Annotated in this window: 14 protein-coding genes; 3 read left to right on the forward strand and 11 right to left on the reverse strand. The window is 63.6% G+C overall.

Going from position 1 to position 17472, the window contains the following annotated elements:
* Positions 1–26 precede the first annotated feature (26 nt).
* Positions 27–764, reverse strand: coding sequence for an IclR family transcriptional regulator (locus ACWFSR_RS13900; protein WP_447522678.1), 738 nt, complete (start codon positions 762–764; stop codon positions 27–29).
* 89 nt (positions 765–853) lie between these two features.
* On the opposite strand from ACWFSR_RS13900, the gene ACWFSR_RS13905 reads away from it, so the two are divergent.
* Both ACWFSR_RS13905 and ACWFSR_RS13910 read left to right on the forward strand, forming a co-directional pair.
* Positions 854–1762: a sugar kinase gene (locus ACWFSR_RS13905; RefSeq protein WP_447522679.1), complete on the forward strand. Its 909-nt coding sequence runs from the start codon at positions 854–856 to the stop codon at positions 1760–1762.
* Positions 1763–1796: 34 nt separating this feature from the next.
* Positions 1797–2414 (forward strand): bifunctional 4-hydroxy-2-oxoglutarate aldolase/2-dehydro-3-deoxy-phosphogluconate aldolase, encoded by a 618-nt coding sequence (locus tag ACWFSR_RS13910; RefSeq protein ID WP_447522680.1) that lies wholly within the window; start codon positions 1797–1799, stop codon positions 2412–2414.
* 14 nt (positions 2415–2428) lie between these two features.
* On the opposite strand, the gene ACWFSR_RS13915 is transcribed toward ACWFSR_RS13910, so the two are convergent.
* From ACWFSR_RS13915 to ACWFSR_RS13945, 7 genes are all read right to left on the reverse strand, one after another.
* Complete coding sequence (locus ACWFSR_RS13915; protein WP_197109235.1) at positions 2429–2866, reverse strand: OsmC family protein; 438 nt, start codon at positions 2864–2866, stop codon at positions 2429–2431.
* Between the two features lie 54 nt (positions 2867–2920).
* Positions 2921–3685: an SGNH/GDSL hydrolase family protein gene (locus tag ACWFSR_RS13920; protein WP_197106794.1), complete on the reverse strand. Its 765-nt coding sequence runs from the start codon at positions 3683–3685 to the stop codon at positions 2921–2923.
* Between the two features lie 6 nt (positions 3686–3691).
* A complete protein-coding gene (locus ACWFSR_RS13925) occupies positions 3692–3880 on the reverse strand; it encodes a hypothetical protein (RefSeq protein WP_197106795.1) in 189 nt (62 codons plus the stop codon).
* Positions 3881–3947: 67 nt separating this feature from the next.
* The gene (locus ACWFSR_RS13930; protein WP_197106796.1) at positions 3948–4592 is read right to left on the reverse strand and encodes a peroxiredoxin-like family protein; all 645 of its coding nucleotides are present in this window, start codon (positions 4590–4592) and stop codon (positions 3948–3950) included.
* Positions 4593–4701: 109 nt separating this feature from the next.
* Positions 4702–5145, reverse strand: coding sequence for an adenylyltransferase/cytidyltransferase family protein (locus ACWFSR_RS13935; RefSeq protein WP_197106797.1), 444 nt, complete (start codon positions 5143–5145; stop codon positions 4702–4704).
* A 4-nt stretch (positions 5146–5149) separates the two neighbouring features.
* On the reverse strand, positions 5150–6376 hold the full coding sequence (locus ACWFSR_RS13940; RefSeq protein WP_447522681.1) for an O-antigen ligase family protein: 1227 nt from the start codon (positions 6374–6376) through the stop codon (positions 5150–5152).
* A gap of 44 nt (positions 6377–6420) precedes the next feature.
* Positions 6421–8016 (reverse strand): Wzz/FepE/Etk N-terminal domain-containing protein, encoded by a 1596-nt coding sequence (locus ACWFSR_RS13945; protein WP_447522682.1) that lies wholly within the window; start codon positions 8014–8016, stop codon positions 6421–6423.
* 169 nt (positions 8017–8185) lie between these two features.
* On the opposite strand from ACWFSR_RS13945, the gene ACWFSR_RS13950 reads away from it, so the two are divergent.
* Positions 8186–9937 carry a right-handed parallel beta-helix repeat-containing protein gene (locus tag ACWFSR_RS13950; RefSeq protein ID WP_447522683.1) on the forward strand — a complete coding sequence of 584 codons (1752 nt, stop codon included), beginning with the start codon at positions 8186–8188 and terminating at the stop codon, positions 9935–9937.
* A gap of 61 nt (positions 9938–9998) precedes the next feature.
* Here ACWFSR_RS13950 and ACWFSR_RS13955 read toward each other — a convergent pair whose 3' ends face one another.
* The 3 genes from ACWFSR_RS13955 to ACWFSR_RS13965 all read right to left on the reverse strand — a co-directional run bounded on the left by ACWFSR_RS13955 (position 9999) and on the right by ACWFSR_RS13965 (position 17361).
* Positions 9999–11204 (reverse strand): hypothetical protein, encoded by a 1206-nt coding sequence (locus ACWFSR_RS13955; protein ID WP_447522684.1) that lies wholly within the window; start codon positions 11202–11204, stop codon positions 9999–10001.
* Between the two features lie 11 nt (positions 11205–11215).
* Positions 11216–16546, reverse strand: coding sequence for a PKD domain-containing protein (locus ACWFSR_RS13960; RefSeq protein WP_447522685.1), 5331 nt, complete (start codon positions 16544–16546; stop codon positions 11216–11218).
* Positions 16547–16683: 137 nt separating this feature from the next.
* Positions 16684–17361 (reverse strand): hypothetical protein, encoded by a 678-nt coding sequence (locus ACWFSR_RS13965; protein ID WP_447522686.1) that lies wholly within the window; start codon positions 17359–17361, stop codon positions 16684–16686.
* Between the last annotated feature and the right edge of the window lie 111 nt (positions 17362–17472).

Below are 17472 nucleotides of genomic sequence, written 5' to 3' on the forward strand. Positions count from 1 at the left end.
AGGCGAATACGCGAGGAAAATTCTGTTCAGGCCGCGCCGAGCTCCGTCGAGATCTCGCGCGCCACGCTCTGCAGCAGCGGCAGGTTGGCTTTGAGCGCATTGAGGTCGGCGACCATCCGAATCGCTGTGTTCGAGAGTGCGCCTACGACACCGGCAGGGCCATAGATCGGCACGGCGACGCAGTTCACAAAGTCCTCAAACTCGCCGTCGTCGACCGCCCAGCCGCGGGCGGAGACGATCGCGAGTTCAGCATCGAGCTCGGGGCGCGTCGTGAGCGTCTTGGGCGTGAACTTCTCCCACACCACGTTTCGCAGCACGGCATCCCGGTCAGAGGCAGTAAGTTCCGCGAGGATCGCCTTGCCAACGCCACTGCAGTAGGGCCGGGCTGGGCTGCCGATGCGCGAATACATGCGCACCCCGCTGGTGTCTTCGATCTTGTCGACGTAGACAATGCTGTGGTCGACCATCGCCGCGAGATGGATGGTGTTACCGACCGTGCGGTGGAGTTTCGCGAGTCGATCGTGCGCAATTTCCCGCAGATCAAGGCTGTCGGATGCCTGATGAGCCAGAGCAATGAGGTGCAGCCCGAGCACGTACTCGCCATTCTTTCGCTTGCGCAGGTAGCCGACTTCTTCGAGCGACTGCACTTCGCGGAACATCGTGGAGCGGTGCACGCTGAACTCTTCGGCGAGCTCACTCACGCTAGCCGGGCGAAGGGCAACCGAGTCGATGATGCGCGCTGCTCGACGAACGCTTTGCGACATCCGGGCTCCCTCTGATTGCCGCGCAGGTCGGCTGACTCGCCTCACGCGCGTGTTGCAGTATATGCAACAGTGTTGCACAGAATGCGCACATGGTCGATAGTAAGACTGTGCAAACGACAACGAAGCCGGAGATCATTACGATCGGCGAGACCATGGTGCTCATCACGCCCACGGTCGCCGAGCCCATCGAAACGGCTGAGCTGTTCCACCTCGAAACCGGTGGCGCCGAGTCAAACGTCGCCGTTCACCTCTCCGCTCTCGGCCATCACGCCGCGTGGGCCAGCCACCTCGGCACCGATGCTTTCGGTCGCCGCGTTGAACGCCAACTCCGCGAGCGCGGTGTCGACACGAGCCTCGTGAAATTCACCCCGGATGCCCCCACCGGCTTCTACTTCAAAGATCCCGGCAACGGTGTGACCTACTATCGCGCGGGTTCTGCGGCATCGGCAATGACACCGGATGATCTCGCCACCGTTCCGTTCGAGCACGCGGCCATAACCCACATCTCGGGAATCACGCCCTCCCTCTCCGCTAGCTGCACCGCACTGATCGAGGCGGTTCTCGACCGCGCCAGGCTCAGCGACACTGTCGTCAGCTTCGACGTGAACTACCGCGCCGCGCTGTGGCCGGTCGAAGAGGCAGGCCCTACCCTTCTCGCTCTCGCCCGCCGCGCCGACATCGTGCTCGTCGGTCTCGATGAGGCCGAAGTGCTGTGGGGTACGACCACGCCGGAAGAAGTGCGGGCGCTGCTCGACGCCCCCGGCATCCTCGTGATCAAAGACGGCGACGTCGGCGCGACAGAGTTCAGCGCCGAGGGCAGCGTCTTCGTGCCCGCCCACACGGTTGACGTCGTTGAAGCCGTCGGAGCGGGCGACGCGTTCGCTGCCGGCTACCTCAGCGGTTACCTCACCGGGCTCACTCCGGAACAGCGCTTGAGCCTCGGCCACGACCGCGCTGCTCTCGTTCTGCAATCGACAACCGACCTCCCCACGCTCTAACTCTTCTCCCCACACCGCTGAAAGGCTCACTCTCATGGCTCAGATCTCTAACGAATCCCTCGACCAGCTCTTCGAGGGTCAGCCCCTCATGGCGATCCTTCGCGGCTTCGGCGTCGAGCGCAGCGTTGCTCTGGCACAGACTGCGTGGAAGCTCGGTATCGATTCCGTAGAAGTGCCCATCCAGAGCGACGAAGATGTTGAAGCCCTGCGCGCCGTTGTTGCCGCCGGCAAGGAGCTCGGCAAGTCCGTCGGCGCGGGAACCGTCGTCACCCTCGAGCACGTGCGCCAAGCTGCGGATGCCGGAGCGGCCTTCACCGTCAGCCCCGGCTTCGACCTCGACGTCGTTCGCGCCTCGTTCGAAGCGGGCATGCCCCCGCTGCCGGGCGTTGCCTCCGCGACCGAGGTTCAGACCGCACAAGCCGCTGGCCTCACCTGGGTGAAGGCCTTCCCGGCATCCCTCTTGGGCACCAGCTGGTTCGGCGCAATGCGCGGACCGTTCCCCGCGATGCGATTCGTCGCCACCGGCGGAATGGATGCCGGCAACGCCGGCGAGTACCTCACCGCGGGCGCAAAGGTTGTTGCGGTCGGTTCGGCACTCGCCGATGAGACCCAGTTGCCGCGTCTCGCGGAACTGCTCGCCGCGCGCAACTAGCTCGCCGCGCGCGCCTAGATCTCGGCGGAGGGCTTGACCACAACAATGGTGCCGTGCACGTCGGCCACCGCCGCGAGCGTGTTGTACACGGTGCCGTAGTGGCTGAGGTTCCGGTGCAACATATCAACCCGTCGTTCGTCTTCGTTCGTGACAAGGCGAATTTCGTATTCAAACTCGACGAATTTCGGCGGCGCATCTTGGCGGCGGGCGCGAACATCAATTTCAGCACTCTCGTAGCTGAACGGGATGAGCGCACCGGATCGCTCGAGGTTCTTGAGCATGCATGCGGCCAACGCTGACGCGAGTAGATCCGCTGGCCCTGGCAGCGCAGAAGACACTGAGGCACCCCACAGCGCATCAATCGGAATCGTCTGATTCCCGGCCTGAATTGACGCCTCATGACGGGCAACGCTTCGCCCGTGAACTTCGTAAGTAGTCGGTGCCGTTGTCATGAGAGCTCCTTCATCGTTGTGCGGCGCCAGCCTCGCCAACGCCGCCGGAAAAACCTAGCGCCCCGCGATCTCCACGGGCTGAAGGGTCGCACTCTTCGGTTCGCGGTTGTCGCCCGAGGAACGCCCGGTGAGACGGCGACCGATCCAGGGGAGCACGTATTCACGCCAGTAGGCCGCAGTGCGGGGGCGAGCGTCATCCGCTGGCCCCTCATCAGCGCCAAAGTCGGGCACCGCAATTTCGAGCGCCGACAAGACGTTGCTCGCCACCCGGGCATGCCCGCGCGCGTTGAGGTGCAGTTTGTCGACCGACCAGTACTGCAGCTTCGTGAGTTCGGCATCCGCCCAGTTGTTGACGAACGTCACGTTGTCCTTCGACGCGCGCGACATGACCTCCTGCGCCAAACGATCACCGCGCGTGGCCATCACCGAACCGAACGGCAGGTGCTTGCTGGGGTTGCCACCACTCAGCAGCAGAACGTGGATGCCGCTGGCCGTGGCCGTGTCGACTGCGGCCAGCAGCTGGTCGGTGATCGATTCCAGCGACACTTTGGGGCGCATGATGTCGTTTCCGCCACCATTGAGGCTCATCAGCTGAGGCCGGAGGGCAACAGCAGCTTTCAGCTGCTCCCCCGCGATGGGTGCGAGGAGGCGTCCCCGGATGGCGAGGTTGGCATAGGTGACTGGCTCAGGCGATGCGAGCGCAAGACCGAGAGCAACTTGGTCTGCCCAACCGCGCACCCGACCATCCGGCAGTTCATCTCCGACGCCCTCGGTGAAACTGTCACCAATGGCGACGTAGCTAGCGAACTGGTGAGACATACTGCGTTACCTTCCGAAGGGGGAATCGGGGCGGCGCCAGATCACGACGAGCGCAGTGGCGATCGGCCCGAAGATGAGGGCGAGAAGAAACCACACCCAGCGCCGACGATGCTTCATTTCCGCAAGGCCGGCGGTGACAATAGCGAGGGCAATCCACGCCCAACTGCCATCGAGAAGTGTCTGAGTTTCAATCATCCCGCCAGCCTACGCCTGAGCCGGAGGGCGGCGGCCGCGTACTAAAAATCGGTACGCGGCCGAGGGACTAAAGAGCCTTGATCGCCTCAACAACGTCGGCGGGCTCGGCACGCAACTTGTAGTCGGCCTGCACGAACGCGAACGCGATAGTGCCGTCTTGCGCGATCACGTAGGTTGCGGGAAGCGGCAGCTGCCAGCCGGTCGCACCGTTGGACTTCACGAGGTCGTAGCCGGACTTTTCGTAGAACGCCTTAGTGCGGTCATCCACGGGGTGAAGGAGTCCGAAGCCGTTGATCGCTTCGAGCTCGCCGTCGGAGAGCACTGGGAATTCGAGGTTGTGCTTCTCTTCGAGAGAGAGGGACTCGTCGGGGGTTTGAGGGGAGATCGCCACGAGCGTTGCTCCAACGGCACGGAACTCGGGAAGCATGTCCTGCAGCGCCTTGAGTTCGATGTTGCAGTAGGGGCACCAGGAGCCGCGGTAGAACGCGATCGCAACGGGGCCCTTTTCGAGCAGTTCGCTGAGGCGCACCGTGTTGCCTTCGGCATCCGGCAGCGAGAAGTCAGGGGCGGTGTCGCCGACCTTGAGCGCGTTGTTGACGATGCCAGCCTTTTCGACTTCGGTCACCGAGTTCGTGAGGGTCGCGCTGTCTTCGGCAGACTTTGTGGCCGCACTGTTGTCGGCACGTTCTTTGAGCTGCTGGGTGAGATTCATGGCGCTCCAAAAATTGGGGAAAATGTCGTTGCAGGGGAGAACCGCCCGCAACGCCACGCTATTCCGGGTGTCTGAATGGTTGCCGCGTGAATCGGGTGCGCTTGCTCCGCTACGCCCGTGCGCGGGCTGACATCTCTTCGATCAACTCCAACGCCCGCCGCAGGCCGGTGCTCGACGTGTTGGCCGTGTACGGAAAGTACACAACCTCGACGCCGACGGCGGCGAACTCGCGCTCCAACTTCAGCCCCTTTTCGGTGCCGCGCCAATCGTCACCTTTGAAGAACGTCGTGAACTGCAAACGACGCCACATCTCCAACTTGTCTGGCACCGTTTCGGCGACCGCCTCATCCACGTAGCAGATGCTGCGCACGATTTCTAAGCGCTCCTCAAGAGGAACTGTGGGTCGCAGCTTCTTGGTCTGCTCCAGCATTTCGTCGGAAACAACGCCGGCGATCAGGTAGTCGCACTCTTCTTTTGCGCGTTTGAGAATGTTGAGGTGGCCAACGTGAAAGAGGTCGTAGGCTCCTGCGGCGTATCCAATTCTTTGAGACATGTGCTCACCGGGTTCGGGTCGGGGGAGGTGTGAGTTCTTCGAGGGGGATGGGCGCTGGTGCCACAGCGAGCGCGAACCGCACAGAGTGGTTGCGTTCGAAGGGGTAACGGTGCCCTCGCTCAAGGACGAGCGACGTGAGGAAGAAGAGCGTGAAGATCACGCTCGACTCGATAAGCCCGTTCTCGAGCGCACTACGCACGAGAAGCAGAACGAGCAGGGGAAGCGTGAGGGTGCGCAGTTCGCGATTCTTGAGACTGTCCCTCAGGGTGAAGAGCACCCAGATTCCGACCGCGATCAGTCCGAGGATGCCGGCCTGCGACAGGATGGAGATCCAACTGCTGTCGAGCACTTGAACATCCCACCAGCGCTGATCCACCTCGATGGTCTTGGCCGCGAGGCCGACACCGATCCACTTGTGCCAGGTGTCCATCGGGATGCTGAACACCGCTTGCCACGCAATCGTGCGGGAACTGAGAGTCGCGAGTTCACTGACATCCTGACCGCGAATAGCGACCTCAGACACCACATTTGTGAACGCCACCATGGCATAGGAGACGGGCACGAGCAGGATGAGGGCGATGCCCGTGGAATGCGGAACCGGCCACGCCAGCACGACCGCCAGCACCATCGCGATGACGACGACAATCAGGGTGGTGCGGGATCCGGTCGCCAACAGGATCGCGGCAAAGGTGACGAGCAGCACCGACTTGCGCGGGGTGAGCCCTCGCTGCGCGATGTCGATCGCAATAGCGAGCAGGGGCGGCGCGGCAAGCCCGGCGAGCTCGTTGGGTTTCATGGCGGGGATGCCACTCGGCAGCCGGCCGTCGCTCAGAAATTCGGGCAGCCCGCTCGCGGCACCGATAAGAGTCAGGATGCCCATCGCAATGAACAGGGACGTCAACACCTCGAGCGGCGCAGCACTGCTCGCCAACACGTAGACCGTGGCGGCGAGCAGCACGATGCGTACGGCGAGCACGAGCGACGGCATCGGGCTGTCTGCCGCTAGTGCGCCAACACACGAGAGGCCCACAACGATGAAGAGCAGGATGACCGATCGCACACCCACTCGCGCGTGAACGCGAGCGCGCGAATGAATCGCTACCGCGCACAGAAAAGCAGTAAACGCGACAAGGGCTTTCGCAATAACCACGACATCGAAGCCGCCATCAAAGAGGGCATCGGGACGCCACGAAACGACGCTCAGAACAACGAGGAGCCACGTTCCGATCAAGGAACGTGAGACGGTACTGCGCCCCCGCTGTTCTGTCGCGAACATCAGTCCACGACCACTCGTTCATTCTCGCTTGAGCGCTCGGCGGCTGAGGCGTCAGCAGGCTCGGTGCGCCCTGAGGGCGGGGCAGGCTTAGGCGGTGAGGGCTTCGGCACGGGCGTCGGCGAAGGTGAGGATTCGGATGCCATGCTCTTCTTCCTGTCGGGACCAACCTTGGTGTCCGTTGAAGGGCCCGCGGTGGCAGTAGCGGTCGCTGTGGGCGCCGCGGTCTTGCTGGCCTTGCGCCGCAAATGCACGTGCGCTTTCGCGGGGCCGCCTGCGAAGTCATCCGGAGTCCACGTCGCCATCAGTTCGAGGTGGCGAGCATTCGGCACACCCGTCAGCACGACACCGAGCGGGCGAACACCAGCAATACGAAGCTGGCTGACGGTCTGCGCAAGTTCAGCCTCGGAGGTGTGGTTGTAGCGAACCACGATCATGGCCACCTCCACGAACGGGGCGATGAGGGGAATGCTCAGCGGGCGACTCTCGGATGTCGCTTGCGTGATCACAACATCCGCTCGCGAAATGAGCCGGGTGAGCACCGATCGCAGGGTCTTGTCGGCGGCCACTTCGGTCGTTTCGGCGACCCCGGCGGAAACGAATAGTGCCTCCGAACCGTCGAGTGTGCGCGTGACTTCAGGCAGAGTCGTCGACTCATTGAGCAGTTCAGCGAGGCCTGCGGTGCCGGCGAAGTGGCCAAGGGCGGTGTCATCGCCCCCAGAAACTTCCGCTTCGACAAAAAGCGCTTGCCTGCCGGTTGCAGAAACTGCACCGACAACGCCCAACGAGACCGAAGCGTGATTGGCTGTGGCTCCGGCCGGCGCGAGCAACAGGATGCGCGGCACCGTGCCACCGTTGGCCTGGGTGATGCGGGCGAGAGCTTCTGTGTACGCAGCCTCTACTGTCGACTCGGGGTCAGCACCGTTGCCTCGCGAGCGACGATGCCCTCGCGGAACGGCCGCGAGCACGGGCAATCCTGTGACGCGGCGCACATCACTGGGTTGACGCATCCGGTGGTCGAAGCGCGCCAAAAGCAGGGCGAGTACAGCGCCGGCGGCGAGCCCCGCAACCAGACCGAGACCCAGAATGACCGTCTTCTGCGGAGCGCTCGGAGCCGCTGGCGGCAGCGCCGGGATGAGGCGCTCAAGCGAGACCGAGAACGTGCCGAAATTTTCGACGCGGGAAACAAGGCGGGAAAGACTGTCGGCGACCGCGTTGGCAATGCGGGCGGCATCCTGAGCGCTACTGGCCTGAGCAGCGATGTTGATGTTGACCGTGCTGTTGGGGTTGGTTGCCGAGACCTGGCTGCGCAACTCTTGCACCGTGAGGTCGAGGCCGAGGTCAGAAATGACCGGCTCTAGAACCTCCGAGCTGCGCACGAGGTCGGTGTATGAGTTGACCCGAGCGAGGGAGAATTGTGAACGCTCCGCGAGCGTGGCGTTGACGTCTTTCACCGACAAGAAGAGAGTGGCGGTCGACGTGTAGGTCGGCGCGATGCTGAACGCAATAAGCGCAGCGGAACCCACTCCGACCACGACAGCAATAAGGATCGCACGCCATCGCTGCCGGAAAATTTCGAGATAGCTCAAACTTTCCACGCGTTGAACCCCAATCGGGATGGGTAACAATCGACACAACAGTGTGCCGAACAAGCGTTGCAGGTTTCATTACCCTAGTAGCTTTCCCACGATTCTGGGAGAATAGATACCGGATCGATTCCGCAGCGCACCCCCGATTGCTGCGGTTTTCACGCCATAAGGAGCGCTAGTGAGCGTTGCGACAGGCACGACGAATCGGCGTTTTCGACGCCGACAGGTCTTCGCTGCGGTCGCAATCGTGCTCGCTCTCGCCATCGCTGCGAGTGCTCTAGTGGTCTCGTCTCTCGGCGGCAGCGCCAACAGCACCGCTCGACCGAACGTTCCTGTTGTCGAGGGCGTCGGCGCCCCCGACGATGTTGCGGCGAGCGCTGCGGATGCCGGAGCGGCCACGCTCGGAACCACCAGCTACGACATCCAGGCTGGCGCTCTCTTCGTCTCGCCCACCGGCGACAACGACGCGGACGGCAGCCTCGAGTCACCGCTCCGTACGATCAAGGCGGCGCTGGCGCGGGTGACTGCCGGCGGCATGATCGTGCTGCGGGGTGGCGAGTATCACGAGGCGTTCACGATCGCCGAGGGTACCCCGGTGACGGTGCAGTCGCACCCGGGAGAGGTCGTCTGGCTCGACGGCAGCGAAGTGGTCGATGGCTGGCAGGCCGACGGGGAGCAGGCTGATGGCGAGCTCTGGTCGGTGGCGTGGGGCACCGTCTTCGACTCGAGCCCCACCTACGAACGGGGCGCCCCCGACAACACCGAGCAGTACTGGAACTTCGTGACTGCCGGGCATCCGCTTGCCGCCCATCCGGACCAACTGTGGCTGGATGACGCCCCACTCACGCAGGTCGGCTCGCGAGACGAGGTGACGGTGTCGAGCTTCTTCCACGACGAGAGCGCAGGCGTGCTGTACCTCGGCGAGAACCCCAGCGGCCACACCGTGAGGGCAAGCACGCTTCAGCGGGCCCTGAGCATCCGGGCAGAAGGATCGACGATTCGCGGCATCGGCATTCGTCGCTTTGCGCCCTCGGTGCCCGACTTTGGCGCAGTCACGGTCGAGCGACCCGACGTGACAATTGAGAACGTGGTGATCACCGAGTCGGCAACGACAGGCCTGTTCATCACGGCGGCGAACACGACGATCCGCCAGGTGACGGTTACCGAAAGCGGGATGATCGGAGTGGCCGCGAACTACGCCGACAACCTGCTGGTCGACGGGCTGAAAGCATCCGGCAACAACACGGAGTGGTTCAACCGCGCACCCGTCGCGGGCGGGCTCAAACTCACGCGCTCGCGCACTGTGGAGATCCGCAACTCTGACTTCTCCGACAACAACGCGACGGCCCTGTGGTTCGATCAGTCCTGCCGCGACCTGACCATCACGGGCAACACCTTCGTGGGCAATGCCGGCCACGGGCTCTTTCTCGAAATCTCGGCCCGCGCGCTCGTGGCCGACAACTACCTCGCCGACAATGGCATCTTCGGCATGAAGATCAATGACACGAGCAGTGTCGAGATTCGCGACAACGTCGTCGTGGGCAGCCGCAACGCCATCGCGGTGCTGCAAGACAACCGCCTCAAGAGCGACGAGAACGAAGCCGGTCACGACGAACGGTATTTGGATGACGCCGAGATGACCTGGGTCGGCACCGACGTCAGCATCGTCGGCAACACTCTCGTCGGCAGCAGTGAAGCTCTCATCTGGATCGAGGACTACTCCCGCACCCGCAGCGCCCGCGACTTCGGCATCACCGTCGACAACAACCTCTACGTGCGCGCGACCGAACTCGAACCACGAACCCTCATTGCCTGGCCGACCAACGCGATCGGGGTGACCCCGTTTAGCTCGCTCGCCGACTTTGCGCGCGGCACCGGGCAAGAGCAGACCGGGCTCGAGCACCTCGGCGGCAGCGTGATCGAGCGCTAGGTCGGTTGCTGGGCCGAGCGTTTCGCCGACCGCGCCGCAGCGCAACGTTCGGCCCCGAGCGCTAGCCCGCCCGCACCAGCGGCACCAGAATCAGCCACCGAATACCGAGACCGCCGAGAATGGATGCCGCAGCCAGCGCCGCCGGCACCCACTGCACATCTCCCCCGGCCAGCAATACCGCGCTCACGATTCCGATGGCGAGAACAGTATCGGCCGCCCGGATCCCAAACACGGCCGCTTGTTTTCCGCCGACCGCCGCGAGCGCACCATACGGAGTCACGGCGGCAATAGACGCGGTGTAGGCGATCCAGCCAATCACGGCGAGCAGGTCGGGTGCGGTGCCAAAGAGTAGTGCGCCTCCCCACGGCAGGAGCGCGACAAGGAGCGCGCCGACGACCACGGTGAGGCTGACCAGAGTGCTGACGGCACGATCCGCTCGCCGTAGTTTCTCGGCCAGAGGCTTGCTGTTGTCGCGGGCGAAGGAGACGAAGAGATACGAGCTAAGGCCGCTGACCGCGAGAGTGGCTGGGGCGACGAAGACGCGACCCGCTTCGAGGAGTCCGGTGGCGGCGAGGCTCGCGAGCACGGTCACGAGAGTGCGCACGACGGTGAGAAGTGCAGGCCGCAGAAACTGTTGACCTGCCCGCCAGATGCCGTAGCGAAAGACGGTGCCAACGCCACCGCGCACGAAGCCTACGACGAAGCGTTCTTCCCGCGGCAGAAGCACTGCGCCGAGCCCGATAGCGGCGAGCTGACCGGCCGCGACGGCACCGAGAAACACGAAGAGGCCGAGGGTGCCGGCGAGCGCACTCAGCCCGATCACGGCGAGCGCGACCGCGAACGACGCGAAGTCGATCAGCATGACGCGCCAAAATCCGAACCCGGCCATGAGCAGGCGACGCATGAGTTCTTCGAGCGCGAAGAGGGCGACGCCGGCTCCGAACATGACGGCGGTGGAGGCATCCAGAAGTCCGGATGCTCCCGCGAGCGCAGCAGACAGCACTCCGGCCACCACGGCAATACCGAGAGCGAACTGCTGCAGCGCCGAGCGCACGGCCGGAGCACGCCGTTCCAGTACGACGAGCGAGTCGCCGACCATCCCACTCGCAAGTCCGGCGACGAGCACCATTACGCCATACGCGATGGCAAAAGCACCGAGGCCGTCAAAGCCGAGCGTGCGCGCGACAAGCACCTGAATCGTGAAGCTCGAGAGAGCCTGCATTCCCTGAGAGCCGATTGCTCCCAGGGCCGACCGTGTGCCTAACACGCTCAGGCTGCCTACTGCACGGGCCGCGCGCTGAAGTTGTCGAACCTCACGGTGACGGGAGCGTTGGGTGCCGAGCCCGAGAGGTAACTCTCAAATCCGACCGAACCTGCCGCCTGCAACGCTGCCGTGGAATCGGTAGTCACGAGCTGCCAGGCGGCCGGCTCGGTGTCACCCTCCTTCCACAACTTGGCCGAAATCGTGGTCGGGCTCGTGCCCTCCACCGTGGTCTTCAGGATGAAGGTATCCCCAGCCGCGTAGGTCATTCCCGGCACGTTCATGTTGGCGAGCACCACCGTGGAGCCCGACATGATCTGCAGTCCGACGACTCCGCCGGTTTGCAGGCGCAGGCGCGCTTGGTAGAACGCCGACCCAACCTGACGACCGATCACGCCCACGACAATGTGGCCGGATTCGGCAGCCTTATCGGTGGTGATCTCCACGTGAGCTTCTACCGAGGTTTCGCTCACGCCCGCCAGTAACGCCCGGCGAGTAGTACCCGAGCTCGTGTGCACGAAAGCACCCTCGCCGCTACCGACGGTGTAGGTCGAGTTCGTATTCGACGACCAGGCACCTCCCGTATTCGCGCTGCCCCAACCGGCGGCAACCGTGCGCTCAAAGGTGTCTTCGGCGAAGGCTGCGCCCGGCGGCGCCGACACGACGACGTCGTGACTGACCGTTCCGGTCGCCGACTCGTCATCCGTCACCGTGAGCACGACCGTGTAGGTGCCCGAACTCGCGTAGCTGTGCGAAGGCGTTGCGCCGGTGTCGCTCGCACCATCTCCGAAGTCCCAGGCGTAGCTTGCGACGCTGCCATCGGCATCCGTCGATCCTGTTGCATCGAACGCCACGGCGAGCTCGGTCGCCGACGACGTGAATGCGGCAGTGGGTGCCTGGTTCGCCGGAGTCGAGCTGACGGTGACGGGGTGCGTCACGGTAGCCGTGGCGCCCTGATCATCCGTCACCGTCAGAACTACCGAATAGGTACCCGCGGTCGCGTAGCTGTGATCGGGGCTCGTTGCGGTGCTCGACTGACCATCACCGAAGTCCCACGATCGAGAAGCGATGCTGCCATCGGGGTCACTTGACGCACTCGAGTCGAAGCTCGCGGTCAACAGGTTCACCGCACTGGTGAAGGATGCCGTTGGTAGCAAATTCGTCGGCGTCACGGGCTCCTCGGCGTGGCCTGCAGTCGCTACGAACGAGTCGTAGCTCACGTGCACGGGAGCATTGGTGGCCGACCCAGACAGGTAGCTGTACTGACCGACGGCACCCGCGGTTTGCAGATTGGCAACCGACGAGGTTGCGGTGAGGGTCCAGTCGCTGGGTTCACTTGTTCCCTGCTTCCAGACCTTGCCGCGAATGGTCGTCGGTGAGGTTCCGAAGGTTTGCGCTTTCACGAGCAGCACGTCGCCTGGACTGAAAGTGAGGCCCGCAACATCCGTGTACGCAATGTTGGTCGAGCTGCCACTCAGTAGCTGGAAGGCGAGGGTGCCGTTGGAGAAGTAGCGCACGCGGGCTTGGTAGAAGCCGTTGCCCACTTCGCGCATCGTGATGCCCGTGTAGGCGCCACCACCCGTGATTGCTTTGTCGACGGAGATGCTCGCGCTGACCGTCACGTCGTCCGTGGAGACGCTCGGCAACCACGCATGCCGGGTAGTGCCCGACGAACTGTGGTTCACGACTCCGGCATCCGATTCGACCGAGAAGTTGCCGTTGCTGTTCGTCGACCAATCACCACCGACGAGAGCTGTGCCCCAGCCGGAGTTTTCGGAGCGAGCGAATTCGTCGCGAGCCAGCACGGTCACGACGGGCGGATCGAGAGCGATCACGTCATGACTGACCGTTCCCGTTGCCCCCTGGTTGTCGGTCACGGTGAGGGTGACGGCGTAGGTGCCGGCCGCCGTGTAGAGATGCGATGTGCTCTCTCCAGTGGCGGATGCTCCGTCGCCGAAGTCCCACGCATACGAGCTGATCGTGCCGTCGCTGTCGGCCGAGCCACTCGCGTCGAAGCTCACCACGTTGTCGGTGGTTTCGCTCGTGAAGGCCGCGGTGGGCGCCACATTCGGAGCCAACACCGTCACTGTGGCGGAGGCGGTTGCCGAGGCTCCCTTGTTGTCCGTCACCGTGAGGGTGACGTCGTAGGTTCCCGCGGCGGCATAGGTGTGATCGACCACGGCATCCGTACTCGACGCACCATCACCGAAGTCCCACGCGTAGGCGTCGATAGTGCCGTCGGGGTCGGACGATCCGGTCGCGTCGAAGCTTGCGACGAGATCGCTCTCCGAGTGCGTGAAGTCAGCAACCGGTGCTTCGTTCGCCGTGCCGATGAGGAAGTGCGAGCTGATTTCGCTCGGGGTCAGCACCGTCTGGTACACCGCGAACTCATCAAGGTCACCGTCAAAGTAGTTCGACGATGCCACTCCCACGGTGTTGCCGCGGCCAAGTCGCCAGTAGCCCGAGAACGTCTGGGTCGGTGTTGCCGCACTGGATGCCACCACCGCACCATCGACGAACAACTGCAGCCCTGCTGATCCCTGGGTCGCTACCGCCTGATGCCAATTGCCATCGTTGTAGGAGGCCGTGCTCGAGACGGTGGTGCTGCCCGTGCCGAACACGAGCGTTCCGTCATTGCGCATGATCACGTTGTCGCCATAGTTGCTGGCGGTGCCGGTGGCGGAGGATCCGAACTCCACGAGCTTTCCGCCCGTGCTGCTCGTGGTTCTGAACCACACTTCACTCGAGAACGTCGAGGGGTTCGGCAGCGAAGTTGTTGTCGCCGCGAGCGCCTGCGTGAACTGCGTTGCCGAGTCTGTTGTTCCCCCGAGGGCACCGGGCACGTTGCGCGTGTAGGTGCCGCTGAGGTTTCCGTTGAGTCCCTGCAGACCGGAGTCGTTCACGACGGCACCGGAGGCTTCCCCCAGTCGCCAGTACAGCTGCGGGCTCGCGTTGTAGACCGCAGCACCGTAGGCGTCGGTCGGTGCGGGCGGTCCGGAGAGCGACCGGCCCGAGAGCTCGAAGTGGTTCTGGATTTGGCTCGCGGTGAGGGGGGTCGGGTACACCGCTACTTCGTCGATGGCACCGTTGAAGTAGTCAGAGCCACTCCAACTGCGGTCTCCACCGATGCGCCAGTAGCCCCAATAGTTCTGGCCCCACACGACGTCGGGATTCACGCCAACGCGCACTCCGTCAACGAAGAGTTCCATTCCGTCGGCGCCCATGCTGGCGACGACCTGATGCCACTCGTTGTCGTTGTATGCCTTCGCGCTTTGCACGATGCGAGTGCTTCCGGTGTACACGCCGAAGTTCAGGCGGCCCGAACTGTCCATGTACACATGGCGGTCGTAGTTGCTCGAGTTGCCGGTTTGACGGTTACCGAAGCCGACGATCTTGCCGCCCGAGGTTGTACTCGTCTTGAACCAGGCTTCGACCGAGAAGGTGTTGTCGCGCCAGATTTGGGTGTTCGATCCGGCGTAGCTGTTCGAGCTTCCCGTGAAGGTCGCGGCGGTATTGCTGTCGCCGATGATTGCTCCGGATGTTCCAAAGCCCACGTTGTTGGTGGCGGTCGCGTTGTCGCGAGCCACGCTGTCGACCACGGTGTTTCCGCTCTCGCCGAGGCGCCAATAGTTGGAGGGCTGATCCTCCATCACGGCTGCCGCATAATCGCTCAACTGACCGGTGGCGCCGGCGGTGAACGACACCGTCGAACCCCAGCCGTTGTTGCCATAGGGGTCGATCGCGCGGAGTCGATAGGTGTAGGTCTGGCCCGGCGTGAGGCCGGTATCCACGTAGGTCATGGTCGGGCGGTCATAGAATCGCGACGCTTGCTCGGTGACGTAAATCGGTGATCCACTCTTGCCATCACGGATGAGGTGGTACGTCAGGTTTTCGTTGTCACGATCCCAGTCGGCGGTCCAGCTCAACGCAATCGTGCCGGGAGCGGGAGAGCTCATCGTCGGGGTCAAGTCGGCACCCGTCAGGCGCGGGCCATCCGCATTGGGAGCGATCGCCGGGATCGCGAACCTCAGCAGTCCCTGCTGGTTCTGCCCGTTGACGCGCGTGAATTCGCCGCCGAACACGGCGTACTCAGCGTTAGACGTGACATCCCATGGGCCCTGGTACTGGCCAGTGAAGGTTCCGAGGTTGATGTCGGGAAAGAAGTTCAGCAGCGACGGGCTCGAGTTGCCCGACCAGTCGTGGTAGCCGTAAGGGTCACGGGAGATGCTTCCGGTGGCGTCTTTTGAGAAGGCGATTCCGCGGTTGAACGACCACGGGTTCGTCTGCGGGAAGGCATCGATATTGCCGCAGTAGTGCGAGTGCCCTGCGGCATAGATGGCTCCGTTGGGCGCGGGAGAGACCGAGTAGGTATCACCGTGGCAGTCGTTCACCCAGACGAGTTCGCCATCCGACCAGTTCGACCGGAAGACGCCCTCAAGGTTGCCGCCGGAGCCGTAGACATAGCCGGTGCCGTAGAAGCTGTCAGCGTCAGACGAGAGCGAGAAAATGGCGGCGTTGAGGCCGGCGTTACGCACCTGATTGTTGGTGGCGAAGGGCGTGATGAGCGCGCCCCCAGTGGCATCGACCATGGCAAGGCCGTAGCCGGGATTGCTCGATCCGTTCACGGTCGTGAAGTCTCCGCCAATCACGACTTTGGATTCATCCGGCGAGACAACGATGCCGAAGGCACGTCCGCCGGCGAGCTCGGGAGCCCACGAGGTGACCGCGCCGTTCGAGGCGAGGGCGGCAGCGCCACCCAGCCGAGTGTTTCCGCTCACCGAAGTGAATGGTCCCGAGAAGAAGACCTGCGTGTTCGTGGCCACGACCGCATAAACGCGATAGTTGGCGCCAGCATCGAAGCCGCCGTAGATGGCTCCCGTGGCGGTGTTGAACGCAACGATGCGACTTTTGGAGACACCGTTCACCGACGTGAAGTCGCCGACCGCATAGAGCCGGCTTCCGTCAGGAGATGCGGCCAGAGCACGAACTTGCCCGTTGAACGTCGGAGCCCACGACAGCAGCGCGCCGGTCGTGAGGTTGTACGCGAGCACGTACGACCGACTCTGCTCGTTGGTACCCGCGGGCGAACCATACGGTCGGGCCGAACTGAAATCGCCAGACGCGTAGACGGTGTTGCCCACGATGACCTGGTCCCAGACCACACCATTGATTTGGGGCGTGGGTAAGGGATCAGTAGACACAGTGGTGGGCACAGGCGGGGCAGCCGCAGTGTCGGCAACAGCTGCGGTGGGCAGCGTTACGGTGAGCAAAGTCGCAATTAATGTCATCGCCGCTGCGGCGGAAACAAGTCTCAGCGGGTTCGGTGGCATCTGGCGGGTTAAGCGCATGATGTGCCTTCTCGGGGGTTTGTGGCTATTCAGGTTCCACTTGGTGGGTCACCATACTCCCCCTCCGCCCCGTTTGGGTGCCCCCCAAAAGGGGGTCACGTTTCAGGGGTCGCCCGCCGAGGTGGGTAGACCGATCGTTACAGCAGGTCCGCGATATCCCCTTGGAAAACAACCGGTTGCACGTCGACGGAGTAGTCGACGAGAAGGGTGACATTGCCACGCTGATCAGCAGGAACAGTGAAAATGTATACGCCATCGATCGCCGAATTTGCCGCAAGGGATGCTGGCAGCGGTGAGCCGCCCGGCTCACGAAGTTCGGGCGCCGGCGTGCGGTCGGCACCGAAGTAACAACTGATCACGGTTGTGCGCAACGAGACCACTGACGAGGTCGAGTTTGTCATCGTGACCGTCACGCGCAACGACGGACCAGCGACTTCACCGGGGCCGCGAGCGGTGCCATCGACCTCCTCAACCTTGGTGACTTTTGCCACGAGGCCGGGGGTGACATCCGCTGGCTCCTCGATCGGAACGGGTGTGACATCGGGCACGGCTGGCCCGTCGACCGGTGCCGCTGTCGCTGGTGCTGGTGCTGCTGGCGACTCCGTCGCTGCCCCTGAACTCGGCGTCGCCCCGGGAGAAACGCCGGGATTCGCGGTCGGCGCGAACTGCCCAAACAGCACCACCCCGAGCACGACGAGGAGCGCAACGACGATACCGCCCGCAATCATGCGACGGGGGCGGGTGCCCAGCCACGACGGCGTGGCCGCCACAGCTTCAGGCTCTAACTCGGTTCCTGGGTGCTTCGACATAGTCATGGCAGCTCCGTGCCTCGGGAGTGGTCGGTACTGGACGGTACACCCGCGCCCTTCAGCACCGTACCCCCTGTTCTGGGGCCACAGCGTAAAACGCGAGCGGCGTACACTTCC

It is taken from the genome of Salinibacterium sp. NYA9b, from assembly GCF_976973725.1.

Bases quoted from the DNA above. Each gene is read 5' to 3' on its own strand.
- ACWFSR_RS13900 (WP_447522678.1), bottom strand. From the start codon at position 764: ATGTCGCAAAGCGTTCGTCGAGCAGCGCGCATCATCGACTCGGTTGCC.
- ACWFSR_RS13905 (WP_447522679.1), top strand. From the start codon at position 854: ATGGTCGATAGTAAGACTGTGCAAACGACAACGAAGCCGGAGATCATT.
- ACWFSR_RS13910 (WP_447522680.1), top strand. From the start codon at position 1,797: ATGGCTCAGATCTCTAACGAATCCCTCGACCAGCTCTTCGAGGGTCAG.
- ACWFSR_RS13915 (WP_197109235.1), bottom strand. From the start codon at position 2,866: ATGACAACGGCACCGACTACTTACGAAGTTCACGGGCGAAGCGTTGCC.
- ACWFSR_RS13920 (WP_197106794.1), bottom strand. From the start codon at position 3,685: ATGTCTCACCAGTTCGCTAGCTACGTCGCCATTGGTGACAGTTTCACC.
- ACWFSR_RS13925 (WP_197106795.1), bottom strand. From the start codon at position 3,880: ATGATTGAAACTCAGACACTTCTCGATGGCAGTTGGGCGTGGATTGCC.
- ACWFSR_RS13930 (WP_197106796.1), bottom strand. From the start codon at position 4,592: ATGAATCTCACCCAGCAGCTCAAAGAACGTGCCGACAACAGTGCGGCC.
- ACWFSR_RS13935 (WP_197106797.1), bottom strand. From the start codon at position 5,145: ATGTCTCAAAGAATTGGATACGCCGCAGGAGCCTACGACCTCTTTCAC.
- ACWFSR_RS13960 (WP_447522685.1), bottom strand. From the start codon at position 16,546: ATGCGCTTAACCCGCCAGATGCCACCGAACCCGCTGAGACTTGTTTCC.
- ACWFSR_RS13965 (WP_447522686.1), bottom strand. From the start codon at position 17,361: ATGACTATGTCGAAGCACCCAGGAACCGAGTTAGAGCCTGAAGCTGTG.